The sequence below is a fragment of the Micromonospora haikouensis genome, assembly GCF_000876225.1.
GTDB classification, from domain to species: Bacteria; Actinomycetota; Actinomycetes; order Mycobacteriales; family Micromonosporaceae; genus Micromonospora; species Micromonospora haikouensis.
This window is the reverse complement of the sequence record NZ_JXSX01000001.1, coordinates 2,075,260-2,090,246: the sequence shown is the minus strand read 5'-3', so window position 1 is coordinate 2,090,246 and position 14,987 is coordinate 2,075,260. Positions and strand designations below refer to the sequence as shown.

Genomic DNA, 14,987 nt, shown 5'->3' with positions numbered 1-14,987 from the left:
AGCGATCATGTCCCGTTACCTGGAGGCCCGCAGGGACCTCGACAGTTACGTCGCCGCCCGGGTGCCGCTCATCAGCGTGCGGACCGTCGAGCCGCTGCGCGCCGTCCGGCTGCTGCGGGAGGTCGCCGGCAGCGCACGCCGCGCCGGCCTGCCGTTCTGGCTGCACACCAGGGCGGCCGGGCTGCGGGACCTACGCACCAACGCCCAGGTGCAGGAGGAGCGTTCGCTGGTGGCCGCGATGGACTTCGCCGCCGCCCAACTGTCCCGGCGGGCCCAGGCGACGATCGTCTTCGTCGAACCCGACGATCTGACGGCCGACTCCCCGGCCACCCGGCACATCGCGGAACTCGCGCGGCTCGCCGACGCCCGCTCCGGCAGCATCGTCCTGGTCACCGACACGCCGCTGTGGAGTGGCCTGCAACGTCTCGGGATGAGCATCGTCCTGGACCTGCCCGACGCCCCTGAGATGTACGGCATCGTCACCGACTTCCTCAGGGAGCAGCAGGGCGCGGTCACCATCGACTGGACCGACGCCGACGCCCGGCGTGCCGCCGAGTTCCTGGTCGGGGTTCCCGAGGGCACCGCGATCAACGTGCTGGCCACGATGGCCGCCAGCGGACACCTGCGCCGCGACGACGTGGCCCGGATGGCGGAGTTCAAGGACAAGCACTTCGGCGATCTCGCCGGCCTGGAACGGGTGCACGTCGACTCGGCTGACAGTGAACTCGGTGGGCTGACCAGCCTGCGGGCCTGGCTGCGTCGCAAGCACCAGGTGATGCTCGCCGACCTGAGCGAGACCCGGCTGCGTCCGCCGCGCGGGGTGCTGCTGGTCGGCGTGCCCGGCTGCGGGAAGTCCCGTTGCGCCAAGGCCGTCGCGGCCCAGTGGCGGATGCCGCTGTACCGGCTCGACTTCGCGACCATCCTCGGCATGTACGTCGGACAGTCCGAGACCCGGCTGCGGGAGGCGCTGGAGATGGCCGACCGGACGGCTCCCTGCGTGCTCTGGATCGACGAGATCGAGAAGGGGCTCGCCGGTCAGTACGACTCCACCGGGGTGAGCCGGCGTCTGGTCGGGCAGTTCCTGTATTGGTTGCAGGAATCCCGGTCCCGGGTCTTCGTCGTGGCCACCTCCAACGACGTGCGCTCGTTGCCGCCGGAGCTGCTCCGCAAGGGCCGCTTCGACGAGCTCTTCTTCGTCGACCTGCCCGACGACACCGACCGGGCGGAGATCATCCGGCTCTACTACCGGCGCTACCTCGACACCGAACCGGACGGCGACCTGCTCCCCCGGCTGGTCGTCCTCTCCGACGGGTTCGCCGGCTCCGACATCGAGTCGGCCATGAACGAGGTGGGCACCGAGATGCTGCTGCGGGGCGACCGGTCCTGCCCACCGACCGAGTTCGTCGTCGACACCTTCGTCAACACCATCCCGCTGAGCCGCACCCAGCCGGAACAGATCGCGGAGATCCGCAGCTGGGGTCGGGACCGGGCGGTGCCGGCCGGCGCCCCGGTCACGGCCGCCACGTCCGACGGCGAGCCCCGCCGGCGGGTACTGGTGCCGGGCGACGCGTGATCGGGAGGCGAGGATGAGCGACGAGCGGCAGGGCGCGGAGAGGCCGATCTGGAACCTGCGGGAGCTGGTCGGCGACCTGGCCGACCAGATCCCGCAGCCGCCGCCCGGCCGCACCCGCCCCGAAGCACCGGCCCCCGCCTCCGCAGCCGCCGGCGCGGCGATCCGGGCCACGAGCGCCGAAGCGCCCGCCCGCACCGCTCCCGCCGAGCGGGACGAGCCCTCGGATCGGGACGAGCCGCTGGACCCGGCGGCCTTCGGGGGTCTGCCGGTGGTGCCGGTCGACCCGGCCACCGCACCGGAGCCTGTTCCCTGGCGTCCCCTCGAACCGCCGACCGGCGACCCGCAGCGGCCGGCAGGTGCCGCACTCCGGAAGGCGGCCGGGCTGGTCCTGGTCGTCCTGCTGCTCCTCGTCGGTACGGCCTACGGGGCGTACCGGATGGATCCGGGTGCCGCCGACGGAAGCACCTACGACGGGCCGGGGTCGTCTCCCGACCCGTACAGCGCGCCCAGCGCCCCGGGCGGCGACCCGCTCCCGTCGGCCGAAGGCTCCCTCGACACCGGCACCCCGACCACGACCCCGGCTCCCGAGGACCCCGAGGCGGCGGCCCTGACGGAGCTGAGCCGGCTCCACGAGCAGGATCTGCCCACCATCAGCCTCGATGGCCGGTACGTCGCCCAGCTCGCCTCGAAGAGCGTGGGCATCGTCGACCCCGAGCAGTGGGCGGCGAACGGCTCGCACACCTTCTACGCCACCGACATCCTCGCCGAGCACCAGCAGCTCCGCACGGAACTCGGCGGTGAGGCCCGGGTGATCCTCCTGCTCAGCACCGACTACGGTCGGCAACAACTGTACGAGGGGAAGCCCCTCTGGCTCACCTTCGCCGTCGTGCCGGCCGAGTCGAAGGACGGGGTCGACGCCTGGTGCCGGGCACAGTTCCCTCAGCTGGACGGGGCGGAGTTGCCGAACCGCTGCGTGCCCCGGCGGCTGCGCCCGCCGGGCACCTGATCGCCGCTGGCGGGGAGCGGACCCTTGGTGACGCGTCCGGTATCTCGCGCCGCCCGGCGGGGGCCGCAGCGTCCGGCGGGGCCTCAGCGTCCGGCGGGTGCGCGCTCCTTCGACGGGGGCAGGTCGCCGGGGCCGCGGACCAGGTACAGGCCCACGAGCAGGAGGTAGGCGACCAGGCTGAGCACCGGGTCGACGAAGACCACCGCGAAGGCGACCAGGTAGAGCAGCGGCCCGAGCAGGAACCGGCGGGCCACCGCCCGGGCCAGCCGGGGGTCCAGGTCCGGGTGCAGCAGGTTGCGCCGCCGCGCCCACCACCAGCTCAGGTTGAAGAAGAGCGCCTCGCCGAGCACCGTGCCCACGTAGAGGGCGGCGGTGAGCCGCTGGTCGCCGACCGGGCCGCGCAGGTTGTCCGAGAGCAGGTTCGCGGCGAACGGGATGGCCGCGACGAAGAGCAGCAGGAGCAGGTTCAGCACCAGCAGCAACTGGTCGACGCGGACCACGTACCGCCACATGTTGTGGTGGGTGAGCCACACCTGGCCGACGATCGCGAAGGTGATCACGTACGCCAGGTACGACGGCCACTCGTGGAACAGCGCGCCCGCCAGGTCCGGCCCGGTGGGGTTCTGCGGGGCGAACTGGAGCAGCTCGACCGCCATCAGGGTCAGCACGATGGCGATCACGGCGTCGCTGAACGCCTCCACCCGGGAGGCGTCGCGGGCCATCTCGCTGCGCCGCCCGTACCGGTAGCCGGCCGCCTCGTCCGCACCACCGGTCACGACGCCAACCCGCCGGTCACGACTCCGCCCCGCCCGTCACGACTCCATGGTCACCTGCAGGCGGGGCGGAACGGGAAGGAACGGGGCAGAAGGGGCGGAATGGGGCGGAACGCCGGGTCAGGGCGTCGGGGCGGACGCGTCCGCGCGGTGCGCCCGGACCTTGTGCCCGACGCTGGTCAGGCAGCGCCCGCTGGGCAGGTCGAACTTCCAGCCGTGCAGCTGGCAGGTGAGCTGGTCGCCCTCGACGATGCCGAACCGGGTCAGGTCCGCCTTCAGGTGCGGGCAGCGGCGCTGCACCACCCAGTCGCCGAGGGTGATGTCCTCGGCGTCGCTGGTGCGCTCGTGCTCGTCGTACCAGCCCTCGGCGTACTGGAGGCGCTCGGTGGACAGGCACTTGAAGAAGGCGTACACGAACTCGTTGTACTGGCCGATCCGGGCCGCCGAGAACCGGCAGGACAGGAAGAGCGAGTTGACCCAGTCGACCTCGCCGATGTGCAGCAGGTGCTCCACGAGGGCCCGCTCGGTGCGGAACCGGTAGCGGACCTTCTCGTCGGCGTACGGCCGCACCTCCTTGCCGGGGAAGTCCACCACGATCGACTCGACGCTCTCGCCGTCGTAGTCGACCAGGTCGAAGCGGACCGGGCCGCCGACGCCCTTGGCCAGGTAGATCGACTCCTCCAGCAGCGGCTCGATGCGGCGCTTCATCCCGGCCAGCACGTCGACCTCGGGGTGCCGCCAGGACGCCTTCTCCGCCTCGATGACGCCGCGCTTGCGCTCCCGCATCTCCTCCAAGTGGGCGGCCTTGTTCGCGAAGAACTCCTCGACCGGCTGCGGGTGGGTGGTGGTCGCCCCCGAGGTGGTCACCTCGGCGACGCTGCCCGGCAGCAGCACGATGCCGTTGGTGCCGCCGACCTTCGCGTACTCGGCGAGGAAGACCGACTGGTCGGGGAAGATGTTGCCCTCGTCGCCGTGGATGTCGTTGAACTGCCACAGGTCGTCGTCGAGGAAGCACGGCGGGCCGGCGATCGGGAAGACGTGGTCGGCCTTCAGGTCGGCGATGTAGCGCCAGGTGCGGTCGAACTGCCGCTCCCGCTTCTGCTTGCCGAACGCAGTCTTCGCCGACTGCGGCAGCTCGTAGACCATCGGATACCAGATCGCCCCGGAGAACTGGAGCAGGTGCGCGTGCACGTGACCCAGCTCGGCGAAGACGCTCAGGTCGGTCGGCCGGGCGTCGTTCTGGTTGAGCAGCCGCACCCCGTCGTACTCCACCCACAGCGAGGAGTCGCCGATCGGGCCGTCGGTCGGGCTGGTGAGCGCCTGGATCATGATCCGCAGGCCGCCGTCGAGCTCCACCACCTGCTCGTTCGGGGCCCGCAGGAACTTCGTGAAGCCCAGCGCCCGCAGCTCGTCCTCCATTTCCGAGGTGGGGAACTCGGGCAGCAGGACGGTGGCGTCCTTGGAGACGAAGTCGCGCAGGTGCGCGGCGTCGAAGTGGTCCCGGTGCAGGTGCGACACGTACAGGTAGTCGACGTCGCCGAGGGTCTCCCAGTCGAGCTGGGAGTTGTCGGGAAACGGGAACCACGAGGCGAAGTAGGCGGGATTGACCCACGGGTCGCACAGGATGCTGCCCGCGGCCGTGTCGATCCGCATGCTGGCGTGTCCCGTACCGGTCACTCGCACCGCAGTCCCCCTCAAAAAGACAATCAAGGTGTACGTCCCGACGCTACCGGAGGCAGTCTGGTCGCCGGCCCGCGACGCCGGTAGTGCCCTCCGGCCCGGGTCCTCCGGCCTCCGGCCGGTCCACTGGGCGCCGGTGGCCGGCACGGGGGCACCGGCGGTGGGTGCGGGCCGGCGGGTGCGGGGCCGGCGGGAAACCCCCACCGCACGAGGTCAGCCACGGGGCGTGCCAGACTAACCGGAGATCCGATCGCGAGGGAAGGACCGACAGTGGCAGGAAGCGAGCCGGTGACGTCGCCAGATCAGCACAAGCCCGGGCACCGCAAGGCCGGGCGGATCGGCGCGGTGGTCTCCGCGCTGGCGCTGCTGGCCATGCTGTGCGGCAACCACGAGGGCAGGGTCGAGGACATCTGGCTGGTGGGCCTGGCCGTGCTGCTGCTGGCCATCGTCGTCGGCGACACGGTGCTGCGCCGCAACGGCCTGCGGTCCTGACCCCGGCCGGACCGGCATCGCACGAAGGGCCCACCCCGGTCGGGGCGGGCCCTTCGTCGTGTACGTGTGCTGCGGCGCGGGCAGGTCTCCCGCGCCCACCGGGCGGTCAGCGGCCGAAGAGGATGTCCTGGACGTCCTTGAGCGCGGCGTCGACCTCGGCCTCGAAGTAGCCGCCCGGCACCAGGCCGAAGCGCAGGGTGTCCAGGTCCTTCGGGTTGACCGGCATCGGGCCCCGGCCGGCCATGCCGCCGAGGATGCCCTCGAAGAGCCGGTCGACCTGGTCCGGGTCGTACCCGCTGCCGAACCGGCGCACCTGGAAGCTGCGGCGGATCTGGTCCACCCGGTGCAGGTCGCTGCCGGGCGGACCGGCCATCGGCGGGCCACCGGCCGGGGGGCCACCGACGGGCGGGCCACCGGCCGGGGGGCCACCGACGGGCGGGCCGGCCATCGGCGGCGGGCCCCCGATCGGCTGCGGCGGCATGGGCGGAGGGCCGGCGGGGCCACGGCCGCGCAGCTCGCGAAGGTCCCGCTCGGGCATCCGGATCTCGGCGGTCATGTCGGCCCGCCCGTGCCGCCCCGCTTCGAAGCCGTCGAAGCGCTGCTCGTCCGGACCGTAGCCGCCGGGGCCGGGGGGCAGGCCCCGGGGCGGCGGGCCGCCGTGCCCCATGCCGGGGCCGGGGCCGGGACCCATCGGGCCACCCGGACCCATCGGGCCACCACCCGGGCCACCCGGGCCGCGAGGTGCGTCGTAGCCGCCGCGCGGCCCGTCGTACCCGCCGGAGAAGCCGCCGGTCGGCTCGTCGTACCGGCCGTAGCGGTCGCCGGGCGGACCGGCCTGCGCCGGCATCGGCCGGGGCGGCATGGGCTGCGGCATCGGCGCGGGCCCCCGGTCGTCACGCATGGTGAGCGGTCCCCGGTCGTCGCGCAGCGGGACGGGGCCCCGGTCGTCACGCAGCGGGACGGGCCCCCGGTCGTCGCGCAGCGGCGGGCCCATCCGGTCCGACGGACCCATCCGGTCGGGCATCCGGGGGTCTGCGCCGCGACCGGGCGAGCCGCCGCGCTCCTCCAACTCGGCCAGCTGCCGCTCGACGCGGTCGAGGTGCAGGTCGACCTGCCACTCGTCGTAGCCGTTGAAGCGGACCCGGAAGACGACGTCGTGGACCTCCTGGGAGGCCACGGGCGCGCCGACGGGCCGGCCGTCGAGCGTCGCCTCGACCCGGTCCAGGAAGGCGTCCACCTCGTCGACCTTGTATCCCCGGCGGAGCGCCTTACGCCGGAAACGCTGACCCTGACTCGCCACTATGTCTCCTGGTCTCGTTCGGTACGCCCCGTCACGCCGTTGCCTCCTGCGGCGTCTCGGTGTCCCTGTCCCCGGCGGCGGCGAGCTGCCCGCACGCGCCGTCGATCTCGCGCCCCCGGGTGTCCCGCACCGTCGTCGAGACCCCGGCGGCGCGCAGACGCCGGACGAACTCCCGCTCGACGGGCTTCGGGCTCGCGTCCCACCGACTGCCCGGGGTCGGGTTGAGCGGGATGAGGTTGACGTGCGCCAACCTGCCGGCCAGCAGCTGGCCGAGGAGGTCGGCCCGCCACGGCTGGTCGTTCACGTTTTTGATCATCGCGTATTCGATCGACACCCGACGCCCCGTGCGGGCCGCGTAGTCCCACGCCGTGTCCAGCACCTCGGCGACCTTCCACCGCTGGTTGACCGGCACGAGTTCGTCGCGCAGCTCATCATCGGGCGCATGCAGGGACAACGCAAGGGTCACCGACAGGTCTTCGCTGGCCAGCCGGCGGATCGCCGGGACCAGGCCGACCGTGGAGACGGTGATGTGCCGCTGGGACAGGCCGAGGCCCTCGGGGGCGGGGGCGACCAGCCGGCGGATCGCCGCGACGACGCGCGAGTAGTTGGCCAGCGGCTCGCCCATGCCCATGAACACGACGTGGGAAAGCCGGGGCGGGGAGCCGGCGACCGCGCCGGAGGCGGCCACGCCGGCCAGGTAGACCGCCTGGTCGACGATCTCGGCCGTCGACAGGTTGCGGGTCAGCCCGGCCTGGCCGGTGGCGCAGAACGGGCAGGCCATACCGCAGCCCGCCTGGCTGGAGATGCAGACGGTGACGCGGTCCGGATATCCCATCAGCACGCTCTCCACCAGCGAGCCGTCGTGCAGCCGCCAGAGCGCCTTGCGGGTGGCGCCGTCGTCGCAGGCGAGCTCGCGGACCGGGGTGAGCAGGGTGGGCAGCAGCTCGGCGGCCAGCCTGTCCCGGGTGGCCGCGGGCAGGTCGGTCATCGACGTGGGGTCGCGGACCAGACGGCCGAAGTAGTGGGTGGACATCTGCTTCGCGCGGAACGCCGGCTCGCCCAGCTCGGCCACCAGGGCCTGCCGGGCCGGCAGGTCGAGGTCGGCGAGGTGACGGGGCGGCATGGCCGCGCGGCGTGCGGCGGGGGCGTCCGAGGTGACAGGGATCAGGGGAAGGCTCGTCATGACCCGTCCAGTCTCCCACGCCGTTCGCCCGACGCACCTGGCCGGAGGTGCCGAATCGGACCCGACCACGCGGCCGGAACGGGCTGACCGGCGTGATTCATGCCTCAGCCCACCACCGGGACGAAAACCGCCAGCAACAGGTACGCGGTGGGCACCGCGAACAGGATCGAGTCGAGGCGGTCCATGAGGCCGCCGTGGCCGGGCAGCAGGTTGCTCATGTCCTTCACGCCGAGATCCCGCTTGATCATGGACTCGGCCAGGTCGCCGAGGACCGCCGCGCAGGACACGGCCACGCCGAACAGGGCGCCCCACCAGGGGGCCACGTCGAACAGCAGCCAGATCAGCAGGGCACTGCCCGCCGCCGCCGCGGTGACCGAGCCGGCGAAGCCCTCCCAGGACTTCTTCGGGCTGATCGAGGGGGCCATCGGGTGCTTGCCGAGGTTGGCCCCCGCCGCGTACCCGCCGGTGTCGGAGAGCACCACCGCGACCAGGGTGACCAGCACGCGCAGGTGCCCGTCGCCGGGCGCGGCGGCGAGCATCGCCGCGAAGCCGCCGAGGAACGGCACGTACACGGCGATGAGGGTGGCCGCCGTCAGGTCGCGCTGGTAGTCGCCCGGCCCGTCGCCCAGCCGCCAGATCATCGTGCCGAGAACGGTGACCAGCAGGCCGAGGCAGAGCGCGTCGGGGCCGGCGAACCAGGCCAGGCCGACCGTGAGCACGCCGCCGGCGACCAGCGGCACCAGCGGCGGGTGGGCCCCGCTGCGGCGGACCGCCCGGGCCATCTCCCAGATGCCGATCGCGATCGCGGCGGCGAGCACGAGGAGGAAGGCGGGCAGGTAGAAGAAGAGCGGCAGCAGGACGGCCGCGCCGAGGCCGACGCCCACCCCGATCGCCGCCGGCAGGTTGCGGCCGGCGCGGCCGGGCGAGGGCTGCTGGGTGGGCGGTCGCTCGGCGCTCGCCCGTCGCCGGCCGGGCCCGCGCCGCCCCCGGGGCGGCTCCGGCTCGGCACCGCCGCCGGGCGGGTACGCCGGGCCGGTCGACTCGTCGGGCGGGTACGCCGCACCGGCCGGCGGCCCGCCGGGGAGGGGCCCGCCGGGGCGCTCGGGAGAGGGCCTTCCGCCCGCCCCCGGGGCACCGGGCCAGCCCGGTCGGTCGACGGGGTCACCGGGCCGCGGCGGCTCGTCGGGCACCGGGCGGGCGCCGTACGGGTCGGTGGCGTCCGCGTCGAACGGCTCCGGTCGCCCCGCCGGGCGGCGCGTCTCGGGCCGGCCGCCCGGGACGGCGGGGGCGTACGCGTCGGTGGTGGCGCTGCGGGCCCACTGCCCCGGCTCCAGATCACGGTCGGGCCAGGGGAGCGCGGCCGGGGCGTCCGGCCGGTCCCAGCTGCGGGACTCGGGGCTGCGGTAGGGGTCGAGGTGGGACATCACGCACCGAACGGACGCGGTACGGGGCTCACCACATGACGTACGACCAAGACCATCCCCTACGACGACTGTTCCGTCCGATTGACCGGCGCGACGGCCGGGCGATCCCGCCCGTTCACCGCGTGGTGGCCGGAATCGTGCCGAGCCTACTGCACGGGTCGCCCCGGCAGGGTGGACGAGCCCTCCGTGCCGCCACCGGCGGTGCGCCCCGGGTTCGCCCGGTTTCGGCCCGTGACGACGAGGGGCGATTCGGCCCGTGACGACGCAGGCACCGGCGCCGCCGCCCGACGACGGCGGCACACCGGTGCCACGGCAGGTCACGCGCGACGGCCCCGGGGGCCGTCGCGGCTCAGACCTCGAGCAGCTCGCTCTCCTTGTGCTTGACCAGCTCGTCGACGGTGGCGACGAACTTCTGGGTCAGGTCGTCGAGGTCCTTCTCGGCGCGCCGGCCCTCGTCCTCGCCGACCTCGCCGTCCTTGACCAGCCGGTCCAGCTCCTCCTTGCCCTTGCGGCGGATGTTGCGCACCGCCACCTTGGCTTCCTCGCCCTTGTGCCGGGCCACCTTGATCATCTCGCGGCGGCGCTCCTCGGTCATCTGCGGGAGCAGGATGCGCAGCTGGTTGCCCTCGTTGTTCGGGTTCACGCCGAGGTCCGAGTCGCGGATCGCCCGCTCCATGGCGCCGATCTGCGAGTTGTCGTACGGCTTGATGATGACCATGCGCGGCTCGGGGACCCCGATGGACGCCATCTGGGGCAGCGGCGTGGGGGTGCCGTAGTAGTCGATGATGACCTTGGAGAACATGGCGGCGTTGGCGCGACCGGTGCGGATGGCGCCGAACTCCTCCTTGGCGTGCTCGATGGCCCGCTCCATCTTCTCCTCGGCCTCGAGGAGGGTGTCGTCGATCACCGGTCTCCTCGCCTCCTTCTTTGTGCTCGTCGTGGGCTGTGCTGTGGTGTCGCGGGGCCGTCTCGCGCGGCCCGCGGCCGCTCAGGCGGTGATCAGGGTGCCGATCTTGTCGCCACCCACCGCACGGATGATCGTGTCGTCGCCCTGGGCGCCGAAGACCAGCATCGGCAGGCCGTTCTCCATGCAGAGGCTGAACGCGGCCGCGTCGGCGACCCGCAGGTTGCGGCGGAGCACCTCGGAGAAGGTGATCGAGTCGAGCTTGCTGGCGGTCGGGTCGATCCGGGGGTCGGCGGTGTAGACGCCGTCCACGCCGTTCTTGCTCATCAGCACCACGTCGGCCCGGATCTCCAGGGCCCGCTGGGCGGCCACCGTGTCGGTGGAGAAGTACGGCATGCCCGCGCCCGCCCCGAAGATGACCACCCGGCCCTTCTCGAGGTGCCGGATCGCGCGCAGCGGGATGTAGGGCTCGGCGACCTGGGCCATCGTGATGGCGCTCTGCACCCGGGTCTCGATGCCCTCCTTCTCCAGGAAGTCCTGCAGGGCCAGGCAGTTCATCACGGTGCCCAGCATGCCCATGTAGTCGGCGCGGGCACGGTCCATGCCCCGCTTCTGCAGCTCCGCGCCGCGGAAGAAGTTGCCGCCGCCGACCACCACGGAGACCTGCACGCCGCGGCGGACCACGGTGGCGATCTGCCGCGCGATGGCCTGGACGACGTCGGGGTCGACGCCGATCGCGCCGCCGCCGAAGACCTCGCCGGACAGCTTCAGCACCACCCGGCGGGCCCGGCCGGGCGGTGGGGCGGTCGGATCATCCGCCGCCAGGCTCCGGTCACTCACAACCTGCGTCATCCGCCCCGCCCTTCCCCGGCCGCACCCCACGTGCCCCGGTTACCGCGTACCTGCCGTCGCTGACCCTACGCCGCCGGTTCGGCGACACGGGCCAGGCATGGGACGAGGAGGCCGCGGTGCCTGTCACGTACACCAGCGGCCTCCTCGTCGATGTTCCCTGCCCCCGGGCGCGCGTCACGCGCCCGACCGGCGGCTCAGGCCTGGCCGACCTCGAACCGCAGGAAGCGGGTCACCTCGATGCCGGCCTCGGCCAGCACCTGCTTCACGGTCTTCTTGTTGTCGGCGACCGACGCCTGCTCGATCAGGACGTAGTCCTTGAAGAAGGCGTTGACCCGGCCCTCGACGATCTTCGGCAGCGCCGCCGCGGGCTTGTTCTCCTCGAGGGCGGTCTGCTCGGCGATGCGCCGCTCGGACTCGACGACGTCGGCCGGCACCTCGTCACGGGTGAGGTACTTCGGCCGCATCGCGGCGATCTGCATGGCGACACCGCGGGCGTCGGCGTCCCCGGCCTCGTCGGTCTTGCCGGCGTACTCCACCAGCACGCCGACCGCCGGCGGCAGGTCCTGGCTCTTGCGGTGCAGGTAGACCGCGACGGTGCCGTCCAGCTTGGCGAAGCGGTTGAGCACCAGCTTCTCGCCGATCTTGGCGGACTGCTCCTGGATCAGGTCGGCGACCGGCTTGCCGTCGATGCTGCTGGCGAGCAGCTCCTCGGCGGAGGTCGCGCCGCTGGCCTCGCCGTGCTCGACGAGCTGCTGGGCCAGCGCGATGAAGGCGTCGTTCTTGGCGACGAAGTCGGTCTCGCAGTTGAGCTCCAGCAGCGCCTTGCCCGAGTGGGCGACGAGGCCGTTGGCGGCCGTGCGGCCGGCCCGCTTGCCGACGTCCTTCGCGCCCTTGACGCGCAGGATCTCGATGGCCTTGTCGAAGTCGCCCTCGGCCTCGGTCAGCGCCTTCTTGGAGTCCATCATGCCGGCGCCGGTGAGGTCGCGGAGCTTCTTGACGTCCGCGGCGGTGAAGTTGGACATGACTCTCTCTTCGGTGTTGGGACTCGGTGGGTTGGTCTGGGGGCCGGGTGGGTCGAGCCGGGGCCGGTCACCCGGATCCGGGCCGGGCGTGCCCGGCGTACCCGCCACGCCCCGCCGCCCGGGGAAACGGGCGGCGGGGGCGCGGCGGCGCGGTCACTCCGCGGCGGCGGCCGCCGGCTGCTCGGCCGGCTGCTCGGCGGCGGGCTGCGCCGGCTGCTCGTCGGCCTTCTTCGGCTCCTCGAGCAGCTCGCGCTCCCACTCGGCCAGCGGCTCGTCGGCGCCGACCTGGCCCGGCTCCGGCTTCTCGTCGCCGCCCCGGCGACGGCCGGAGCGGGCGATGAGGCCGTCGGCGACGGCGGCGGCCACGACCCGGGTCAGCAGCTCGGCCGAGCGGATCGCGTCGTCGTTGCCCGGGATCGGGAAGTCGACCTCGTCGGGGTCGCAGTTGGTGTCGAGCACCGCGATCACCGGGATGCCCAGCTTGCGGGCCTCGTCGACGGCGATGTGCTCCTTCTTGGTGTCGACGATCCAGACCGCGGCCGGGAGCTTCTGCATGTCCCGCAGACCGCCGAGGGTCTTGGTGAGCTTGATCTTCTCGCGGGAGAGCTGGAGGGTCTCCTTCTTGGTGTAACCGGCGGCGGTGCCGCTCAGGTCACCCAGCGCCTCCAGCTCCTTCATCCGCTGGAGCCGCTTGTACACCGTCTGGAAGTTGGTCAGCATGCCGCCGAGCCAGCGGTGGTTGACGTACGGCTGGCCGACCCGGGTCGCCTGCTCGGCGATGGCCTCCTGGGCCTGCTTCTTGGTGCCCACGAAGAGGATGCTGCCGCCCTCGGCCACCGTGTTGCGCACGAAGTCGTACGCCTTCTCGATGTAGTCGAGGGTCTGGCGCAGGTCGATGATGTAGATACCGTTGCGCTCGGTGAAGATGAAGCGCTTCATCTTCGGGTTCCAGCGACGGGTCTGGTGCCCGAAGTGGACACCGCTCTCCAGCAGCTGACGCATGGTCACGACGGCCATGGTGGGGTACTCCTTGTGATCCCTGGTTGCGCCGCCCGGCCGGCGGCCGGGCGTCCTGGCGCCCGGTCGCCGGCCGTGGTGGGCCCGATCATGATCGGGACCAGGGAGGCCGCCGCCCCACGAGACGTGGAGAGGGCGCGCGAGGTCGACCGCGCGAGGCGGTCGCCAAGCGCCCAGTGTACGCCCCTGCCCGGCCCGCCGGTCAGCGGGCGGCGAGCGCGGCGGCTCAGCGGGCGGCGAGCGCGGCGGCTCAGCGGGCGGCGAGGGCGGCGGCGAGGAACAGCACCAGACCCACCGTCAGGTACGCCGTCGGCGGGCGGAGCCAGCCCCGGCCGCCGTCGGTGAGCGCGAGACCGCCCGTGCGCAGCCCGTAGAGCCCGATGCCGAAGATCGGCAGCCCGCCGACCAGGAAGGTGCCCACCACGACGTCGGCCGCCGACAGCGGGTCACCGAGCAGGCCGTGGCGCAGCACCCGCAGGGCCGGGACCTCGAAGACCACCACCAGCACCGCGATCAGCACGGCGAGCGCCGGGCGACGGGTGCGGTAGACGCCGTCGGAGGGCGCCGGGCCGGAGCGCCGCAGCCCGTCCGGGGCGTACGCCGGGTCCAGGCCGGGCGGCGGCAGGTCCGGACGGGGCGCCACCGGGGGCATGGGCCCGGTCGGCAGGTCCAGCGGATGCGGCGGCTCGGCGGGGCGGCCCGGGTCGGTGGCGCGCGCCGGCTCCGCCGCAGTGGCGGCGACCTCGGCCCGGTCGAGCGGGGCCCACTCCCCCGCGCCCCGGTCCGCCGGCCCGTCCGGGCGGCCGGGCTCGGCGTAGCGGCCCGACTCGCCGGTGCGGCCCGGCTCGATGATCGGGTATCCGCCGAGCGGCGCGGGGCGCGGCGGCTCCGGCCCGCGCCCCACCGGGTCGACGCCGAGCGGGTCCGCGTCGAGCGGGGCGTCCCGGGGACCCGCCTCGCGCGGCGGACCGGACAGCAGAGCACCCTCGCGCGCCAGGCCGGGCAGCGCCCGGTCCTCGCGCGCCGGAGCGGACAGCGCCCGGTCGTCGCGCGCCGGAGCGGACAGCGCCCGGTCCTCGGGCGCCAGGCCGGGCAGCGACCGGTCCTCGCGCGCCGGGCCGGACGGGGAGCGGTCGTCGTGCCCCGGGGCGGAGACCGGCGTGGGGCGCTGGCCGATGGTCAGCGGGAACTCCACGGCCCGCTGGGCGGGCGGCAGCGGGAACTCGACGGAGTGCTGACCGGCCGGCAGCGCCGCGTCGGCGGACGGGGCCGGTTCGGCGGCCCGCGCCGCCCGACGCGCCTCCCGCTCGGCGGCGAGTTCGTCCATCGACACCCCGAACGAGCCCGTGTCGGACCGGCGGGACCGCGCGGGGCGGTAACTGTCCGTGTCGGGTTCGGTGGCCCCGAACGCGTCGTCCGCGCCGTGCCGCCCGGTCTCGCCGTACCGGCCCACGGGCGGGTCGGTCAGCTCGTCGTAACGCCGCTCGCCCGTGTCGCCGCGCTGGTCAGAGACGCGGAACTCGTCCGCTCGATAGCGGTCGTCGCCCGCCGGACGCCAGTCCGACTCGCCGTACCCGCGCTCGCCGGGGTACCAACGCGACTCCTGATCTTCGGGAAAGCTCCGTCGTGCGTTCACGATCGGCACCGTATGTGACAGGCGCACCCCCGCGCCATCCGGACGGACGGCGCACCGGCGGCGACAAACCGCAGGAGTACGCGGAAACGGACACCGCCCGGCCGTCCGCACATAGCACAGCAAGG

Annotated in this window: 12 protein-coding genes and 1 pseudogene; 3 read left to right on the top strand and 10 right to left on the bottom strand. The window is 73.5% G+C overall.

Features of this window, described 5'->3' with window-relative positions; all coding sequences use genetic code 11:
• Positions 1-7: 7 nt before the first annotated feature.
• Together TK50_RS09255 and TK50_RS32090 are read left to right on the top strand one after the other, a co-directional pair.
• Positions 8-1,573 carry an AAA family ATPase gene (locus TK50_RS09255; protein ID WP_043962367.1) on the top strand — a complete coding sequence of 522 codons (1,566 nt, stop codon included), beginning with the start codon at positions 8-10 and terminating at the stop codon, positions 1,571-1,573.
• 13 nt (positions 1,574-1,586) lie between these two features.
• Entirely contained in the window at positions 1,587-2,579 is a 993-nt protein-coding gene (locus tag TK50_RS32090; protein WP_052503671.1) for a hypothetical protein, read from the top strand.
• A gap of 83 nt (positions 2,580-2,662) precedes the next feature.
• Here TK50_RS32090 and TK50_RS09245 read toward each other — a convergent pair whose 3' ends face one another.
• Positions 2,663-3,301: a TMEM175 family protein gene (locus tag TK50_RS09245; protein ID WP_043964150.1), complete on the bottom strand. Its 639-nt coding sequence runs from the start codon at positions 3,299-3,301 to the stop codon at positions 2,663-2,665.
• 171 nt (positions 3,302-3,472) lie between these two features.
• Positions 3,473-5,035 (bottom strand): Rieske 2Fe-2S domain-containing protein, encoded by a 1,563-nt coding sequence (locus tag TK50_RS09240; protein ID WP_043962366.1) that lies wholly within the window; start codon positions 5,033-5,035, stop codon positions 3,473-3,475.
• Between the two features lie 267 nt (positions 5,036-5,302).
• Here TK50_RS09240 and TK50_RS09235 point away from each other — a divergent pair, with 267 nt between their 5' ends.
• Positions 5,303-5,524, top strand: coding sequence for a DUF2631 domain-containing protein (locus TK50_RS09235; RefSeq protein WP_096761598.1), 222 nt, complete (start codon positions 5,303-5,305; stop codon positions 5,522-5,524).
• 106 nt (positions 5,525-5,630) lie between these two features.
• On the opposite strand, the gene TK50_RS09230 is transcribed toward TK50_RS09235, so the two are convergent.
• From TK50_RS09230 to TK50_RS35685, 8 genes and pseudogenes are all read right to left on the bottom strand, one after another.
• Positions 5,631-6,824: a DivIVA domain-containing protein gene (locus tag TK50_RS09230; protein WP_043962363.1), complete on the bottom strand. Its 1,194-nt coding sequence runs from the start codon at positions 6,822-6,824 to the stop codon at positions 5,631-5,633.
• A 31-nt stretch (positions 6,825-6,855) separates the two neighbouring features.
• Positions 6,856-8,007 (bottom strand): dual-specificity RNA methyltransferase RlmN, encoded by a 1,152-nt coding sequence (gene rlmN / locus TK50_RS09225; protein ID WP_043962362.1) that lies wholly within the window; start codon positions 8,005-8,007, stop codon positions 6,856-6,858.
• 104 nt (positions 8,008-8,111) lie between these two features.
• Positions 8,112-9,431 carry a phosphatidate cytidylyltransferase gene (locus TK50_RS09220; RefSeq protein ID WP_043962360.1) on the bottom strand — a complete coding sequence of 440 codons (1,320 nt, stop codon included), beginning with the start codon at positions 9,429-9,431 and terminating at the stop codon, positions 8,112-8,114.
• Between the two features lie 349 nt (positions 9,432-9,780).
• Positions 9,781-10,338, bottom strand: a complete 558-nt coding sequence (frr, locus tag TK50_RS09215) for a ribosome recycling factor (protein ID WP_043962359.1) — start codon at positions 10,336-10,338, stop codon at positions 9,781-9,783.
• Between the two features lie 81 nt (positions 10,339-10,419).
• Positions 10,420-11,187, bottom strand: a complete 768-nt coding sequence (pyrH, locus tag TK50_RS09210) for a UMP kinase (protein WP_043962358.1) — start codon at positions 11,185-11,187, stop codon at positions 10,420-10,422.
• Between the two features lie 194 nt (positions 11,188-11,381).
• Positions 11,382-12,209, bottom strand: a complete 828-nt coding sequence (gene tsf, locus TK50_RS09205) for a translation elongation factor Ts (protein WP_043962357.1) — start codon at positions 12,207-12,209, stop codon at positions 11,382-11,384.
• Between the two features lie 153 nt (positions 12,210-12,362).
• Entirely contained in the window at positions 12,363-13,226 is an 864-nt protein-coding gene (gene rpsB, locus TK50_RS09200) for a 30S ribosomal protein S2 (protein WP_043962356.1), read from the bottom strand.
• A 250-nt stretch (positions 13,227-13,476) separates the two neighbouring features.
• Positions 13,477-14,064 (bottom strand): annotated as a pseudogene (locus TK50_RS35685) (hypothetical protein); the annotation flags it as partial.
• Positions 14,065-14,987: the final 923 nt, after the last annotated feature.

What these genes read in the sequence shown, in the direction of transcription:
- TK50_RS09255 (WP_043962367.1), top strand. Translation starts at nt 8, where the DNA reads ATGTCCCGTTACCTGGAGGCCCGCAGGGACCTCGACAGTTACGTCGCC.
- TK50_RS09220 (WP_043962360.1), bottom strand. Translation starts at nt 9,431, where the DNA reads ATGTCCCACCTCGACCCCTACCGCAGCCCCGAGTCCCGCAGCTGGGAC.
- TK50_RS32090 (WP_052503671.1), top strand. Translation starts at nt 1,587, where the DNA reads ATGAGCGACGAGCGGCAGGGCGCGGAGAGGCCGATCTGGAACCTGCGG.
- TK50_RS09245 (WP_043964150.1), bottom strand. Translation starts at nt 3,301, where the DNA reads ATGGCCCGCGACGCCTCCCGGGTGGAGGCGTTCAGCGACGCCGTGATC.
- rlmN (WP_043962362.1), bottom strand. Translation starts at nt 8,007, where the DNA reads ATGACGAGCCTTCCCCTGATCCCTGTCACCTCGGACGCCCCCGCCGCA.
- pyrH (WP_043962358.1), bottom strand. Translation starts at nt 11,187, where the DNA reads ATGACGCAGGTTGTGAGTGACCGGAGCCTGGCGGCGGATGATCCGACC.
- tsf (WP_043962357.1), bottom strand. Translation starts at nt 12,209, where the DNA reads ATGTCCAACTTCACCGCCGCGGACGTCAAGAAGCTCCGCGACCTCACC.
- rpsB (WP_043962356.1), bottom strand. Translation starts at nt 13,226, where the DNA reads ATGGCCGTCGTGACCATGCGTCAGCTGCTGGAGAGCGGTGTCCACTTC.